Origin of the sequence: Apibacter sp. B3706 (assembly GCF_011082725.1) — a bacterium.
Lineage (GTDB): Bacteria > Bacteroidota > Bacteroidia > Flavobacteriales > Weeksellaceae > Apibacter.
The window spans coordinates 109,443-125,459 of record NZ_CP049715.1; the positions used below are offsets into that span (position 1 = coordinate 109,443).

Consider the following 16,017-nt stretch of genomic DNA (forward strand, 5'->3'; position numbering starts at 1 on the left):
AGATATAAAAGTTCTTTTATTTGATTGTAAATTATTCAATAGGAAATGGCGATTTCATCACGCAAAATTAGTTTAAACATCTTTATTATAAAGGCACTTACTCTTGTTATAAATTTATTAATTGTTAGTGTTTCTGCAAAGTATTTTGGATTATCTTTAGATAGGGATATATGGATTATAGCTACTGCATTTATAGTCAATTTAAACAATACATTTTTTAATCCTATATCAGATGTTTTTAGGATAAAATATGTTCAAGTTAAAGAGGAAGAATCGGTTCAATCAGCATTAATTAAAACGGGTTCTTTATTGCTTGTCTATACTATTATGGTTATTTTACTAGTAGTTATTTTTTTCTTTTACGGTAAAAATATTATTCATAGTTTATTCACTGTGGATGGTTTATTACTAAATAGATATTGTTTATTTGTTAATATTTTACTTTATAGTATTTTGTTTACGCAATTTACTTCAATCGGTATAGGTATATTAAATGCAAATAATATATTTTATATACCAGAAATAACATCATTTTTTACATCATTTTTTAACTTAGGGATAATATATTTTGGTACATCATATATAGGTATTTTCTCTTTATATGTGGGTCAATACTTTAATTTACTAATTTTATCTTTAGTAATAATCTATTTTTTAAGAAAAAATAAATTATTACCTATTTTTAAATGGAATAAAACTTTTATATCTCAAGCGAAGGTATTTATAGTATTTGGTATCCCTTTTTATTTTCCTTATATAGTTGGTCAAATAAATTCATTAATTGAAAAAAGTTTATCCAATAAAATGGGAGTAGGTATTGTTTCAATGATTGATTATGCACAAAAATTCACTTTATTATTTCAGGTTGTTTTTACTAGTATTATATTAACAGTCATAATTCCTCAACTTACTAAAAATTTTTATAGAAAAGAATGGGAAGAATATTATACTTCCTTTTATAATTACTTGAAATTTATAATTTTAATAGTGAGTTTTTTTGTTCCCTTACTATATTTAAATGCTTATGAGATTAATTATATATTTTTTAAAAAAGGAGTAGTTAGCATAAGTAACATAGAACAAATTTCGCATTTAACTAAATTATATTCCATATCTTTTATAGCCATTTGTTTATATGTTTATATATCACCGGTAATGATTTCTCAATTAAAAAATAAACAACAAGCGGTATTGGGAGTTTTAACTCAAATAGGAATTATTATATTTAATTGTTATTTTTATAAACTATATTATCAATTTACGTTTCCCGTATCTATAGGTCTTTTTCATTTATTAATAGCTTTTATTATGCTTTATATAATATCTATTCACAATAAGAAGAAAATATTTTTATATCTATTTAAATCTATCTTATTATTAATATTATTACTAGTAATTGGAGAAATCATAAACCATTTTATCCATTTTAATAATATTTATTTTTCACTCTTATTTAAAACCGGGATAATGTCAGTTATTATTTTAGCTTTCACTCCTTTGTTAGGAATAAATGTTTTATTTTATTTTAATCAACACTTAAATAAATGGAATTTAAAAATTTAACCTTAATTTTTGCTCATTTTGAAAAAGAACATTTAGGAAAAGATGTTTTTCTAGTCCCTTATTATCTTGGAAAAGAATTATCCTATGAAGTAACCATAGTATATAAAAAAACTAAAACAAACAATTTATTTAAAAATAATAGCTACAAGGGAGTTAAATTACGTTCCTTAATAAATATATTTAAGCTAAATAAATTACAAAATACATCATTTTTTTTATCTTCATTGCTTTATGTTATTAAGAATGGTAAAAAGATTGATTTATTAATGACTTTTCATTTCAGGTTTACAAGTGCCATATTATGCGTTTTATATAAAATGATCAATCCTAATGGGAAGTTTTATTTAAAAGTGGATGGTGGAAAAGACATTGTAGAAGTGAGAAAAAAAGCATCATATTTTAAAAATTTATTATATAATAAATTGCTCAATCAAAGTGATTATATTTCATTAGAAACGAGTAAAGTATATAAATTGTGGATAGATCACTTAAATATACAAGAAAAAATATTTTTAGTTAGAAATGGATTCGATGAAAAGGAGCTTGAAAAATCGTCAATTAAATTAATTCCTTTTACAAAAAAAGAAAATATAGTTATCACGGTTGGACGAATAGGTGCGGTTGAAAAAAATACATTAATGTTTTTAAAAGCTATTGAAAAATTATCTGAATTAAAGGATTGGAAATTTTTTTTAATAGGCCCAATCGAAGAAAAGTTTAAAAATAGTATAAATGAGTTTTATATTAAAAATCCGAAATTAAAAGATAAAATTATTTTTACAGGATCAATTTATGAGAAAAAGGATTTATGGGAGTATTATAATAAAGCAAAAGTATTTGTTTTAACTTCGATTACGGAAAGTTTTGCTTTAGTATATACGGAAGCATATAGATTTAATAATTATATTATTTCAACGGATGTAGGTGGGGCAAAAGATACCATAGAAAAAAATCAAAATTTTGGAAAATTAGTGGGACAAAATAATGATGAAGAATTAAAATCTATTTTAGAACAAATAATTAATGATAATGATTATTTTTTAAAATATCCTGATAAGGATCATTCTGATAATTCATGGCAAATATGTTTAAAATCATTAGTTGATAGTATTAAAAATAATAAAATTGGAGTATAAAATTATTATAGTAAATTATAATGGATGTTCAGACACTATAGAATGTTTGGAATCATTATTAAAATCTACCAATCAAAACTTTCAATTGTTTATTGTAGATAATTCATCAAAAAATGATGATTATGAAATATTTAAGAAATGGGGTCAAAACATTTCCACGGATATAGAAACCAAATTCCCAGAATTGGTTTTTCCAATTTCAGAAAAGTCGAGTCAAGATTTGTTGTATTTAAATGAAGAAGAATTTTATGAGTTAAAAGATATTGAACAAAAAATTGTTTTTATTAGAGCAAAGGAAAACAAAGGATTTTCAGCTGCAAATAATATTGTTTTAAAATATTTAAAAAAACAGGATAAATATGACTATATTTGGCTCTTAAATAATGATACTGTAGTACCCGTAGATTTTTTGAATAATATTTCGAAAAAATTTGAAAAAATACCTAAATATATCGGTATAATAGGAAATTCTTTGTGTTATTATAATCAGCCGGAAATATTACAATGTGTAGCTAATAAATATAGTGATTGGCTTGCTCATACCTTTCCTTTATATGAATGCATGAATTATTCGGATATTCCTAAAAAAGCAATATACAATTTAATACCCATAGGAGCTTCAATGTTTATAAAAAAAGAATGTTTTATGGAAGTAGGATTTCTCGAAGAAGATTATTTTTTGTATTTTGAAGAGTGGGATTATACTAGTAGAGCAAAGAAAAAAGATTGGAAATCAATAATATTTACTGATTTATATATTTATCATAAACACGGAACAACTATAGATAACGGAAATAATGAAGGTAAATCTAAAACTTTATTTTCAGATTATTATTTGTTAATTAATAAACTGGTTTTTGCAAAGAAAAACTTAAAATGGTATCATTTACCATCAGTTTATTTAAGTTTTGTACCCGTCATAATTAATAGAATAAGACGAGGGCAATGGGATAGGGTGAAGATGATATTTAAAATAATTTTAGGATTAAAATATGATGTGAAATGAGTAGTAAGATTATGATCTTATCTTTAGGTAGGACAGGAAGTTTACCACTATATTCTGATAATATAGTTTTACATTTTCCTGAAAATAGTTACGATTACTATAAATCTAAATATGCTATAGAAGGTATTTCAATACCTAATCAAAAATCATTAATAACCTATAAATCAGCTTTTTCCTTTATTTTAAATACACTTTTTATACTCCCATTTTATAGTTTAGTTCTTTTACCTAAAATAGTGAAAAATTACAGAATTCTATATTTACCATATTTTCATTTATGGAATTTACCATTTATATTGCTCTTTAGATTATTAGGTCGCGACGTAATATTGACAGTACATGATGGTATATTGCATAAAGGTGAAAACGGTTTTTTGCTTCAACAATATTCTAATTTAAATATTAGATTGAGCTCTAAATTAATTTTTTTAACAAACTATGTTAAAGTTAATGTGGAAAAAACGTTAAAATTAATTAAAACGAGTATTATAGTTCCTCATGGATTGATTGAAACAATATCATTAGTTGATTCTCCTTCTAAAATAAATAGGGGGAAAAATATACTTTTTATAGGAAGAATTAGTCCTTATAAAGGTGTAGAGCTTTTAGCTGAGGTCATTGAAGATATAAGGGATAAAATAGATAAATGTATAATTGCCGGAAAAAGCATTTATGATTTAAAAATTAAAGATACGGATAAATTAAAAATTCAGGATAAATACCTATCTGATGTCGAAATAGGTGGACTTTTAAATTGGGCAGATATTTTAGTTTTACCTTATTTGGAAGCGACACAATCGGGAGTTATAACTCTCGGGATTAGTTCAGAATTACCTATGGTTTGTACAAATGTTGGAGGTTTTAATGAACAATTAGATCAAGATGAATGTATTTGGGTTGAGCCCAATAAAGATTCATTAAAGAAAGGTTTAGTACATTTAATTGAAAATCAATCTCAAAGAGATTATTTAATTAAGAAAATGCATAAAAAGAAACTATCTCTTAAATGGGATACAATTTCATTACAAATATTTAAATTTTTAAATACTAATGAATAATCTGAAGATTACAAAAAGTAAATTCATATTTTTTAGTTTTGCTTTTTTAGGTTTAATTATAGCCATTAGCAGTAGCTTTATATTACCTAAAAAATATTTTTCCGATGCATTAACGATTATTCATAATCCATGGAATTTAAGTGGAATAATAGGAGGTTTTCAGTTTTCAATTTTTTTTTATTCCATTACAGGGATGAGATGGATGCCTTTTCCTTTAGTTGCTTTAATACAATATCCGATTCTAATATATATTTTAACTAAAATAGGAATTCCTTCAAATTTTGATAAAGCAAAAATGACCAATATTATCATGTATTTTTCTTTTTTTGTAATTGGTATATATATATCAATGCAAACGAAGGAATTTATTTCATTTATATTTTGTGCATTTCTTGTTTTTTTAATTAGGAATAAAAAAGATATTTTAAAAAATAGAATAATAATATGTTCATCATTAATATTATTTGCAATGATATTTAGGACTTATTTTTATGCAATTTTAATTTTATGTATATCTTTTAGTTTTTTAAGTTTTTTAAAATTTAAGTTTAATACATTTTTAATTATTATCTTCGGATTGTTAGTTATCATTCTTATAAGTTTTGTGCATAATATTGGTAATAAGGGATATATGTCTGATAAAACCCGCACGGAATTAAATGAAGAGAGATTAGATGATCCTAAAATAAAAGAAGAATCAAGATCAGCTATAATTCCTCCGTTACCGACCAATACATGGTATGGGGAAGTCGTGTCAATATTATATGGTTTTATAGTAGTAAATATTCCTATCACATCAATTTTCTCTACATCACCCCAGATAATTATATTTGCAATTTGGCAACTAGGATTATTTTTTTGTTTATCTTTAAAATTTGACCAAATCTTGAGGGTTAAAAAAAATAATAATATTAGTTGGGCATATTATATAACATTTTCATTTTTTATTGTTCAAGGCTTATTTGAGCCAGACTTAGGATCCTCCATAAGACATAAAGCAGGTATATTTCCATTGATTTATTTTATTTTATTTTATGATGCTAAAAAAAAATAATTTTCAACAGATAAATTTTATTTTTTTAATATTAATATTAAGTACTATACTATTCAGATCGATTTGTACGATTTTAATTATTGCCTATATCGTTTTCCAATTTTTTATTTTTATTAAATTTAAAGTCAAAATAAAATTTAACGGGTTGATAATTTTATTATCGATGCCTTTTCTAATTGAAGTTTTAATGTTTTGGAATAATGATTATGCTTATTATGGTTTTAAATCTTTAGAAAAAAAAATTATCTATTTATTTTTTCCTTTTTTTATTCTTTTATCACCTTTTAAAATTGATGTATTTAAAATAATTAATTATTGGGCGAAAATTTTGTGCTTAATATTAATCTGTTTTTTAATTAGGTATGTGGTTTTATATCAAGATAATATAATTAATTATTTTAATGGAATTGATGTATGGGATATGGGATATAGTTTTTCTAGAAGTATAGACAATAATCATGCACCGGCACTTAATTTAATTGTATCGTTTTGTTGTATTTGTTCCTTATATAATTTTTATAAAATCACCTCAAAAAGGCGTTTCGAAAAAATTATTAATTTTATAACCTACATAATGTTGTTGGTTTTTGTTTTCTTAATCAATACGCGGATAGCTGTTTGTAGTTCAATACTGGGTTCAATATTTATAACCTTATATAAATTTAAATCTTCATTTACTATTAAACAAAGCGTTTTAATTACAGCCATAGTTTTTATCTTTATAGTCATTTTTATAACACTTTTCCCATATACAATAAAGAAATATACAACGGTTTCATTTGGAAACATGGATAAAATTGGAAAACTTGATGAGGTTGAAAATCCTGAAGGTGAAATTTACAATTCGTTAGTAACAAGAATAAGTATTTGGAAATCAGCTTTAGACTTGTCTAAAAGGAATATTTGGTTTGGAGTAGGAGCCTCAGACGGGAAAAGAAAACTATTTGATTACTACTATGAAACAGACCAGATGTTTTTATTTAAATATAAATTTCCGGTTCACAATCAATACTTAGATTATTTAATAAGGTTTGGAATTGTAGGCCTGGTGTTGTTAATTATTTTTATGGCATTACCACTTTATATTGGGTTTAAATTACATAACTCTTTAATAATTTATTATTCTCTATCATTTATAGTAGCCAATATAACAGATGATTTTTTAATTCGTTTTGATGGAATCGTATTTAGCTGTATTTTAGTTAGTTTTTTTGGGTATTTATATGTACGGAATCAAGATAAATATTTTTTAAAAGAGTAAAATTTTTATTAAGATCAAAATATTCCATACATCTTTCTAATCCTAATTTGCCCATTTTTTCACGGGTTAAATGATCTTTTAAGATATTAATAAATTCTTGAATATCATTTTCATTCGTAAATAAAAATCCGGTTTCTCCGTGTTTTACGATATCTTTATTTCCAATTATATTTGTTGCTAGAATCGGCTTTTGAAATGCCATAGCTTCTAAAGGGGCAATAGGTAGTCCCTCCCATAAGGATGTTTGAATATATATATCTAATTGGTTTAAATAATCAAAAATATTTTCACGATTTAACCAACCCGTTATAGTTATATTTTGGGAAGTAATAGCATCTCGTAATTCTCCGTCTCCAATCCATAAAAAATCTATATCAGGGTTATTTTTGGCAATATTATTAAATAACCAAGGATTTTTAATATGTGATATTCTTCCAATGATACCTATAACTAACCGATTATTTTTAATTATTTTACGTTTAAATTTATCTGATATAGCTTCAATATTAATCCCATTTCTTACCAATAATGTTTTGCCGAATTTTTTTCCATATTCAAATTCACTATCTCCACATGCAATTGTCGTTCCCCCAAAAAATTTGGAAGTATATTTTTCTATATAATAAAAAAATTCTTTTTTTAAATAAGAAATATCTTTACGTAAAAAAGAATAAGCATGAGGAGTATAAAATACAACTGCTTTTTTGTAAAATAAGGATACAAATCTTCCAATTACTCCCGCTTTAGATGAATGAAGGTGTATAATGTCAGGTTTTAATGATTTACATATATTTAATAATTCATATATGCTTTTAAAATCTTTTAAAGAAATTTCTTTATTAATATCTAATTCAATTAATGAAACCCCGTTAGATAATTCCTTTTTAATATCTATATTAGCAACTTCACGACGTTTTCCACAATATGCAATAGTAGTATCAAATAAATTAGATTGTTTTCCAAAAAAAATCGTTAAGTCTTTGATATACGTATAAATACCCCCACCAAGGGCCTCAACAACATGTAAAACTTTTATTTTATCCATAATTTTGTGAAATTAATAATTTTTATGTAAATATTATGTTCATATTAAAACAAACTAAAATACTAAAATAAAAAATATTGGTTTAAGAAAAAATAACTATTTTTATCGATTAATAAATTTATTTTTTTTTTATAAATTATAGGATGTATGAGGTATACTCGATATTTAAAAAATAGTTATTTTTTACAACTATTGTTCGATATAGTTTTCATAATTATTTTATTCTTTCATTTTTTAAAAATTCAATATTATCATTTAGGTATATATGTTGTTTCATTAAGAGAATTATTAGATGCACATTATAAGGCGTTAATATTACTTTTGATGAGCTGGTATTTTATTTCACTGAAAACCCATTTATATGAGATTAAAAGGAATACCGGTATTGGAATAATTTTAAAAAACAACATTTTTCAGATTATTTTATTTGGTGTCATAACCTTTTTTGTGTCAGGATTAAAAAAGGATGATCTATTTTCAAATAAAGTGACTATATATTTTTTAATATCTCTATTTCTGATTACTTTTTTTATTAGAGCTGTTCTTTTTCTATTTTTAAAAATTTATAGAACTTTAGGAGGAAATTATATAAGAGTTATTTTTATTGATGAGAATAATAATACCCCATCATTTATAAAATTTTTGTCTAAAAGAAAAGATTATGGATATGTAAATTGTGGAAGTTTTTTAGCAAACATTGAAGATGATATAGAAAAAAATAAATACAAATTTGATTTAGAAAAGTTAAAAAGTTTTATACTTGAAGAAGAAATATTAATAATATTTTTTTCATTAAACGGTAAACTTTCGCATTCTGTTCATGATCAATTAGTCGTATTAGCACAAAAACTTCATGTAGAAATTAGATTTATTCCAAGCACTTTATACAATTCATTTTATAGTCTGGATTTAGAATATTATGATACGTATCCAATATTGTTATTTAAAAAATTTCCTTTAGATGATTTTTGGAATCAATTTATCAAAAGGCTATTTGATATTCTATTTTCATTGTTTGTAATAATTTTTATTTTAAGTTGGCTATACCCTCTTATTGCAATAGCAATTTTGCTAGAATCGGGCAAACCTGTAATCTATGCTCAAAAAAGAGTGGGATTAGGAGGGAATATATTTTATTGCTATAAATTCCGAACGATGAAAAACAGTAAAGATAATGACATTAAAGCTACTGTGAAAGATGATTCCAGAGTTACTCAATTAGGTAGAATATTACGAAAATCAAGTTTAGATGAAATGCCTCAGTTTTTTAATGTATTGAAAGGAAATATGTCTGTTGTTGGACCTAGACCTCATATGGTTGTTCAAGATATTTATTATAATGATCTTTTATTAAGATATAGTCGTAGACACCATGTTAAACCTGGAATTACCGGATTAGCTCAAGTAAAAGGTTTTAGAGGGGAAATAAATTCCAGAGAAGATATGCAAAAAAGAATAATTGCAGACATTTATTATGTTAGAAAATGGACTTTTTATTTAGATATGATTATAATCTTGAGAACCGTATTTAAGACTATTGGAGGAGATAAGAAAGCAATTTAATTTTTTATAGTAAAATAATACATAAAACATATAATTTATTTTAATAAAATATATATTTTTGTAATGTTTGAAAATAATAAGTAAAATATTCATATTTTTTGCTACGTTACTAATTGTAGCACATTCCTTTGTTCCTCATCAGCACAAGGTTAAATTTGAAATTGTTTTTCACGAATGTTTTTTATCTGAGGCTAAAAATACTCATTCTATAAACTTATTCGAGAAACTCGAAGATATAATCAAACATATAAATTTAGGAGAAAAAAATTTAGACGATTTTAAATTATCTATCTCTAATTATGAATTTTCTCAACAACTCATTTATATTATACCGGAATCTTTTTTGGGGCATAATTTTTTATTATTAAATTCTTCGAATAAAGATTCAAATTTCTACTATGCATATACAAAAACCACTTCTGATAAATTTTTAGGAAGAGGTTTGAGAGCTCCCCCATTAATAAATCCCTAAAATTCCAACTGATTTAAGTATTCGGAGATAATAAATATATTATTAATTCTTATTCTCCGTAACTAAAGTTTCTATTCAAAAAATTAAGTAACAGTTAATTTTAACATAAAAAATAGTATAGATGAATTACAACTCATTATTTAAACTTTTGTTTAAATAATGAGAATAATGATCCATTTCAATTCATAATTCAAACAATTTAATCATGTTTCAAACCATAATTGATTTATCAATAAAATATAAATTATTGGTTGCATTGGGAGTAGTAGTATTAATGGTTTGGGGTCTATATTCTCTTAAACATATACCCATAGATGCTACCCCTGACATAACCAATAATCAAGTGCAGGTAGTAACTACCTCACCTACCTTAGCTCCACAAGAAGTGGAACAATTATTAACCATACCTCTTGAATCAGAATTAAGAAATATTCCCGGAGCTATAGAAGTACGATCTATTTCAAGATTTGGTTTATCCATAATTACCGTTGTATTTAAAGAAAACATTCCCATAATACAAGCCAGACAACTGGTTAAAGAACAAATAGATATCGCTAAAAGCGAAATTCCCGATGGAATAGGAGAACCGCAATTAATGCCTATTACTACAGGATTAGGAGAAATTTGTCAATATATAATTAAAGTTAATCCCGGATATGAATCTACTTATAATCTTGAGGAATTAAGGACAATTCAAGAGTGGATAATTAAAAAGCAACTCAACGGAATCGAAGGAATAATAGAAATTTCAAGTTTTGGAGGAAAAGTTAAAGAATATGAAGTAGCTATAGATCCCATCTTATTACAAAGTTACAATATCACTTTAGAAGAAGTTAATAATGCACTAGAGAAAAATAATCAAAATTCCGGATCCGGTTACATTCAACAAAAGCATAATTTGTTCTACATACGAACAGAAGGGAGACTAAAAAATTTTCAAGATATTGAAAATACGGTTATAACAGTAAAAGATCAAGTACCCATTAAAATTTCAGATATAGCGATTGTAAAATATGCTTCAGCCCAAAGATTTGGAGCTATGACAATGGATGGAAAGGGAGAAGTGGTTGGAGGAATCACGTTGATGTTAAAAGGAGAAAACTCTTATAAAACAGTTAACAAGGTAAAAGAAAGAATCAATCAAATTAAAAAAACATTACCCGAAGGCTTAGATCTTTATATTTATTTAGATAGAGCAAATCTTATAGAAAAGACTATTTCAACCGTTAAAAAAAATTTACTAGAAGGTGGAATAATAGTAATGTTAGTTGTAATTATCTTAATAGGCGATATAAGAGCTGGGCTAATAGTAGCATCCATTATTCCACTTTCATTATTATTTGCGCTGATACTGATGAATTTATTCGGAGTTTCAGCAAATTTACTTTCCTTAGGAGCTATAGATTTTGGAATAGTTGTAGACGGGGCAATTATAATTATAGAATCGGTCATTTCAGTTTTACATGCAAACTATTTAGGAAAAAAGCTTACTCAAAAAGAATTAGATAACGTAGTATCTAAAACAGCAGGAGAAATATATAAATCAGCAGCTTTCGGAATCCTTATTATTATTTTAGTGTTTATTCCCATTATGACTTTACAGGGAATAGAGGGTAAAATGTTTAGGCCCATGGCCTTCACTGTTAGTTTTGCCATAGTTGGAGCTTTTATATTATCATTAACCTATGTACCCGTATTGTCAACATTTGTCCTTAAAAAAAATATTGAAAACAAAGTAACCTTCGCAGATAAAATCATGAATAAATTAAAATCAATTTATTTGCCTGTTTTAGATAAAGTATTGCAAATACCCTATATTCTCATAGGTAGCATTTTTGTAATCTGGCTTTTTTTTCTCTTGGTTTTCGCTAATATGGGAGCCGAATTTGTTCCCACCTTACAAGAAGGAAATATAGCTATGCAAATGAGCATACAGCCCGGAAGTTCATTAGAAGAGAGTATACGCACTACTTCAAAAGTTGAAAAGATAATTAAAGACAATTTTCCGGAGGTAGTACATGTAATTTCAAAAATAGGAACGGCCGAAATACCAACGGATCCAATGGGTATAGAAGATTCAGATATCATGATTGTTTTAAAAGAAAAAAAACAATGGGCTTCAGCCAAAACACAAGATGAATTAGTGGAAAAAATAAAAGAAAAGTTGTCGACAATATTAGGGGCTTCTTTTGAATTTTCTCAACCAATACAATTAAGATTTAATGAGCTTATGACAGGAGCAAAATCAGACATAGTAATTAAAATTTATGGAGAAGATGCAAGAGAATTAAAAAAGTTGGCAGATCAAACGGCTCAGACTATAAATAAAATAGAAGGAGCAGCCGATGTAAAAGTAGAACAAACCGAAGGGCTAAAACAAATGAAAATAAGTTATGATAGAAATAAGTTAGCACAATATGGATTAGATATAACTACCTTAAATGAAGTAATCCGATCTTGGGTAGCAGGAGTAAAATCAGGGGTTATAATGGAAGGAGAACGCCGTTTTGATTTAGTAATGCGACTGGATGAAAAATATAGAAAAGATTTAAATTTAGATCAATTACCAATACGTACGGCTACCCAAAATTTAATTCCCGTTTCCGAAGTGGCAACCGTGAATTATGAATCCGGACCAATGATGATTTCAAGGGAACAAGCACAAAGAAAAATTAATATAGGAGTAAATGTGCGTAATTCCGATATAAATTCCCTGGTACAAAAAATTCAATCAAGAGTAGAAGATAACATCAAATTACCACCGGGATATTCCATTGAATATGGTGGAGCATTTAAAAATTTACAAGAAGCAACTTCGAGACTGAGCATTGCTATTCCCATAGCTTTAGTAATCATACTTATATTATTGTATACAACCTTTAAAAGCTTTAAAGATGCAATATTAATTTTTACCTCCGTACCCCTGGCTTCCATAGGAGGAATTATAGCTTTATGGATACGTGAATTGCCGTTCAGCATTTCAGCAGGAATAGGTTTTATCGCCCTTTTTGGAGTTGCTGTCTTAAATGGAATCGTGTTAGTAAGTGAATTAAATAGACTGAAAAATTCAGGCAACTATATTTCTCTCAAAGAAATAATTAAAAAAGGAGGACTAAACCGTCTGCGTCCGGTGGTTATAACGGCAATGGTTGCAACCTTAGGCTTTATTCCAATGGCCATGTCAACATCAAACGGAGCAGAGATACAAAGACCCTTGGCTACTGTAGTTATCGGAGGATTAGTAACCTCAACTTTATTAACCTTACTCGTTATTCCGGCTTTATATTATGTTTTTGAAAATAAAAATTTTCAAAAGAATATAAATGTAAAAAAGATGCTAATCATAGTAATTTTTTTAGGCAGTATTGGCTCAGTGAGTGCTCAAAAAAAAGTTTCTCTTTCCTACCTTGTAGAAAGAGCTTATAAAGAAAATAGAGAGCTTAAATCCAGTCAATTGCAAATTCAGAAAGAAAAGATTGAAAAAAAATATGCCTATACAGTCAATTCTACTTCAATGACTATCGGTTTTGGACAATTTAACAATAAAGATGCTGATTATCAATGGGAAGTGTCACAAGATTTAGGAAATCTATTTTCACAAACTAAAAAAAAGAGCCTCATTGATAGCCGGTTAGAATGGTTGACGGCTAAATCTAACTTACAAAAACATATAATAACCTATCATTTAGAACAATTATATAATAAATGGATTTATATCTTAGAAAAGAATAATTTATTTACCCGAATAGATTCCATATATAGAGAAGGATTAAAGAAAGCTGAATTAAAATATGTAAAAGGAGAGACGGATTATATGGAAAAACAATTTTTTAAGGTAGAATTAGAACAAGTAATTCAGCAAAAAACTATAAATGAGCAAGAAAATATGGAAGTTGAAAATAAGATATATTCATTATGTGGAATAAGTGCTGATGAAAATATAGTACCTCTTGAATCATTTAAAAAATTAGAAAAAAATCCCTTGACGGATAGTTTGAATAATCTATACTTGGATGAATTAGATAAAGAGCTGCATGTTAATAACAAAACATTGATTCTGGAAAAAGCCAAAAAATTACCTGAATTTTCAATTGGCGGATTAATGCAAAGCATTGAACGCAAAACCAGTTATTTTGCGGGTGTGGTTAATATAAGCATTCCCTTATTTAACAATGTTTATAAAAAAATTAAAGAACAGACTCTTCTTGAAAATAACAATGTTGAATTTAAAAAAAAGGAGATAACACGAAATTTAGATTTAAGAATCAGGCAATTAGAAAAGCAGCAAAAATATTTAGATAAGGAATTAAGCATATTTGGAACTTCACATTCAGAAGAACTACAAAAAATGATAAAAATAGCAACGATTAAATACCAATACGGAGAAATAGACTATTTGCAATATTGCAGTATATTAAAATCTTCTATAGATGCTCAAACCACCTATTTAGATTTATTGAACAACTACAATCAAACCTTAATTGAGCTAAACTATTTAACACAATCCAATTAATTTATCCATCATGAAAATAATAACTCATATAATACTATTTTTTATTTCAATATTGCTTAGTTATTCCTGTTCATCCAAAAATAAAGAAAACTCTATCGAAAAAGAATCCCGTGTACATTCAGGAATTACCTTGAGCGAAGAACAGATTAAAACCAATGATATAAAATTCGGTACTGCAGAATTACGTCCCATTGAATCCAAAATTATGGTTACCGGCGTCATACATGCCTTGCCTCAAAATAAGGCATCTATACATAGTAAAGTAGATGGATTTATTGGAAAAATAAACTTCATAACCGGTGATTTCGTTCGTAAGGGGCAAGAATTGGCAACGGTAAATAACCCTTCATTCATCTCTTTACAAAAACAATTTCTAGAGAGTTATTATACAATGAACTTAGCTTATAAGGATTATCAGCGAAAAAATGCCCTATTAGAAAGTGATGCAATTAGCAGAAAATCGTATGAACAATCTTTAGCAACATATCAAGTTTCAACTGCAGAATATGAAAGTCTGAAATCTGAATTACAATTACTGGGATTTTCTCCTGCCACTATAATTAAAACAGGAAAAATTAATCCGGAATTAAAAATTGTAAGTCCTTTAAGTGGATTTATTCAAGCAAAGGAAATTTCTCCCGGTAAACAAATAACAACTACAGATGAATTATTCTTAATAATAAATCAGGAAAAACTTCATGTGGAACTAAATGTTCCCGCAAAATATGCTTCAACCCTCTTTGTAGGACAAAAAATTGAATTTACATTGCCTGAAATTTCAGATACCTTACAAGGAACAATTCACATCATAGGTAAAGTAACAAGTACCGAAAACAACACCATACAGGTTCATGCAGATATTCAAACAAAATTGCCTGACACAAATTTCTATGAAAATCGATTTGTAAATGCATATATAATTAATAAAAGTAAAGAAGTGCTAACTGTACCTAAAGAGGCAGTATATGAAGAAAAAGGTAAAAATTATGTATTTATTAGAAAAAATAATCAAATAGAACAAAAAGAAATACTAATTGGAAATTCAAATAATAATTTTTTGGAAGTGACTAATTTAGATCCTCATCAAGAACTTGTAATTTCAGGGGTTTATTATCTACAATCAGGAGAAATGGAATCCGGACATAATCACTGATTAAAAAATTACTAAACTTATTGAATAAATAATAAAAATCAGTCATTTGGTTATGGCAAGTTAATAAACACAACTTGGCATAATTAAATGATCAATAACATCCAATTATGAAAATAGTTTTTTTTAATGGCTAAATTTAAAAAAACTAAATAAAAAATTTATCTTAAGTAGTTGTTAATTAAATATTTAAGTT

At 26.3% G+C, this 16,017-nt stretch carries 12 protein-coding genes; 10 read left to right on the plus strand and 2 right to left on the minus strand.

Going from position 1 to position 16,017, the window contains the following annotated elements:
• The first annotated feature begins 45 nt into the window (after positions 1-45).
• The 4 genes from G8C41_RS00515 to G8C41_RS00530 are packed head-to-tail and all read left to right on the plus strand — an operon-like array spanning position 46 to position 4,763.
• Entirely contained in the window at positions 46-1,563 is a 1,518-nt protein-coding gene (locus G8C41_RS00515) for a lipid II flippase MurJ (RefSeq protein WP_166005783.1), read from the plus strand.
• Positions 1,545-2,699: a glycosyltransferase gene (locus G8C41_RS00520; RefSeq protein WP_166005784.1), complete on the plus strand. Its 1,155-nt coding sequence runs from the start codon at positions 1,545-1,547 to the stop codon at positions 2,697-2,699. Before G8C41_RS00515 ends, G8C41_RS00520 begins: the two co-directional genes overlap by 19 nt.
• Positions 2,689-3,705: a glycosyltransferase family 2 protein gene (locus tag G8C41_RS00525; RefSeq protein WP_166005785.1), complete on the plus strand. Its 1,017-nt coding sequence runs from the start codon at positions 2,689-2,691 to the stop codon at positions 3,703-3,705. Before G8C41_RS00520 ends, G8C41_RS00525 begins: the two co-directional genes overlap by 11 nt.
• Positions 3,702-4,763 (plus strand): glycosyltransferase family 4 protein, encoded by a 1,062-nt coding sequence (locus tag G8C41_RS00530; RefSeq protein ID WP_160568966.1) that lies wholly within the window; start codon positions 3,702-3,704, stop codon positions 4,761-4,763. The genes G8C41_RS00525 and G8C41_RS00530 overlap by 4 nt, the downstream gene beginning before the upstream one ends.
• A 177-nt stretch (positions 4,764-4,940) precedes the next feature.
• Here the strand turns inward: G8C41_RS00530 and G8C41_RS10130 are convergent, their stop codons facing one another.
• Positions 4,941-5,075, minus strand: a complete 135-nt coding sequence (locus G8C41_RS10130; protein ID WP_255410565.1) for a hypothetical protein — start codon at positions 5,073-5,075, stop codon at positions 4,941-4,943.
• Positions 5,076-5,394: 319 nt separating this feature from the next.
• Here G8C41_RS10130 and G8C41_RS00535 point away from each other — a divergent pair, with 319 nt between their 5' ends.
• Together G8C41_RS00535 and G8C41_RS00540 are read left to right on the plus strand one after the other, a co-directional pair.
• A complete protein-coding gene (locus tag G8C41_RS00535; protein ID WP_146105547.1) occupies positions 5,395-5,817 on the plus strand; it encodes a hypothetical protein in 423 nt (140 codons plus the stop codon).
• 574 nt (positions 5,818-6,391) lie between these two features.
• Positions 6,392-7,078 carry an O-antigen ligase family protein gene (locus tag G8C41_RS00540; protein ID WP_166005786.1) on the plus strand — a complete coding sequence of 229 codons (687 nt, stop codon included), beginning with the start codon at positions 6,392-6,394 and terminating at the stop codon, positions 7,076-7,078.
• Here G8C41_RS00540 and G8C41_RS00545 read toward each other — a convergent pair.
• A complete protein-coding gene (locus G8C41_RS00545) occupies positions 7,020-8,123 on the minus strand; it encodes a glycosyltransferase (RefSeq protein ID WP_255466949.1) in 1,104 nt (367 codons plus the stop codon). The genes G8C41_RS00540 and G8C41_RS00545 overlap by 59 nt on opposite strands.
• 147 nt (positions 8,124-8,270) lie before the next feature.
• On the opposite strand from G8C41_RS00545, the gene G8C41_RS00550 reads away from it, so the two are divergent.
• The 4 genes from G8C41_RS00550 to G8C41_RS00565 all read left to right on the plus strand — a co-directional run bounded on the left by G8C41_RS00550 (position 8,271) and on the right by G8C41_RS00565 (position 15,824).
• A complete protein-coding gene (locus G8C41_RS00550; protein ID WP_166005787.1) occupies positions 8,271-9,686 on the plus strand; it encodes an exopolysaccharide biosynthesis polyprenyl glycosylphosphotransferase in 1,416 nt (471 codons plus the stop codon).
• Positions 9,687-9,753: 67 nt separating this feature from the next.
• Positions 9,754-10,158: a hypothetical protein gene (locus tag G8C41_RS00555; protein WP_160568974.1), complete on the plus strand. Its 405-nt coding sequence runs from the start codon at positions 9,754-9,756 to the stop codon at positions 10,156-10,158.
• 205 nt (positions 10,159-10,363) lie between these two features.
• Positions 10,364-14,671, plus strand: coding sequence for a CusA/CzcA family heavy metal efflux RND transporter (locus G8C41_RS00560; RefSeq protein ID WP_166005788.1), 4,308 nt, complete (start codon positions 10,364-10,366; stop codon positions 14,669-14,671).
• A gap of 10 nt (positions 14,672-14,681) precedes the next feature.
• Positions 14,682-15,824, plus strand: coding sequence for an efflux RND transporter periplasmic adaptor subunit (locus G8C41_RS00565; RefSeq protein ID WP_166005789.1), 1,143 nt, complete (start codon positions 14,682-14,684; stop codon positions 15,822-15,824).
• The last annotated feature ends 193 nt before the right edge of the window (positions 15,825-16,017 follow it).

What these genes read in the sequence shown, in the direction of transcription:
- G8C41_RS00535 (WP_146105547.1), top strand. Translation starts at nt 5,395, where the DNA reads ATGTCTGATAAAACCCGCACGGAATTAAATGAAGAGAGATTAGATGAT.
- G8C41_RS00545 (WP_255466949.1), bottom strand. Translation starts at nt 8,123, where the DNA reads ATGGATAAAATAAAAGTTTTACATGTTGTTGAGGCCCTTGGTGGGGGT.
- G8C41_RS00520 (WP_166005784.1), top strand. Translation starts at nt 1,545, where the DNA reads ATGGAATTTAAAAATTTAACCTTAATTTTTGCTCATTTTGAAAAAGAA.
- G8C41_RS00560 (WP_166005788.1), top strand. Translation starts at nt 10,364, where the DNA reads ATGTTTCAAACCATAATTGATTTATCAATAAAATATAAATTATTGGTT.
- G8C41_RS00540 (WP_166005786.1), top strand. Translation starts at nt 6,392, where the DNA reads ATGTTGTTGGTTTTTGTTTTCTTAATCAATACGCGGATAGCTGTTTGT.
- G8C41_RS10130 (WP_255410565.1), bottom strand. Translation starts at nt 5,075, where the DNA reads ATGATAATATTGGTCATTTTTGCTTTATCAAAATTTGAAGGAATTCCT.
- G8C41_RS00515 (WP_166005783.1), top strand. Translation starts at nt 46, where the DNA reads ATGGCGATTTCATCACGCAAAATTAGTTTAAACATCTTTATTATAAAG.
- G8C41_RS00565 (WP_166005789.1), top strand. Translation starts at nt 14,682, where the DNA reads ATGAAAATAATAACTCATATAATACTATTTTTTATTTCAATATTGCTT.
- G8C41_RS00550 (WP_166005787.1), top strand. Translation starts at nt 8,271, where the DNA reads ATGAGGTATACTCGATATTTAAAAAATAGTTATTTTTTACAACTATTG.
- G8C41_RS00530 (WP_160568966.1), top strand. Translation starts at nt 3,702, where the DNA reads ATGAGTAGTAAGATTATGATCTTATCTTTAGGTAGGACAGGAAGTTTA.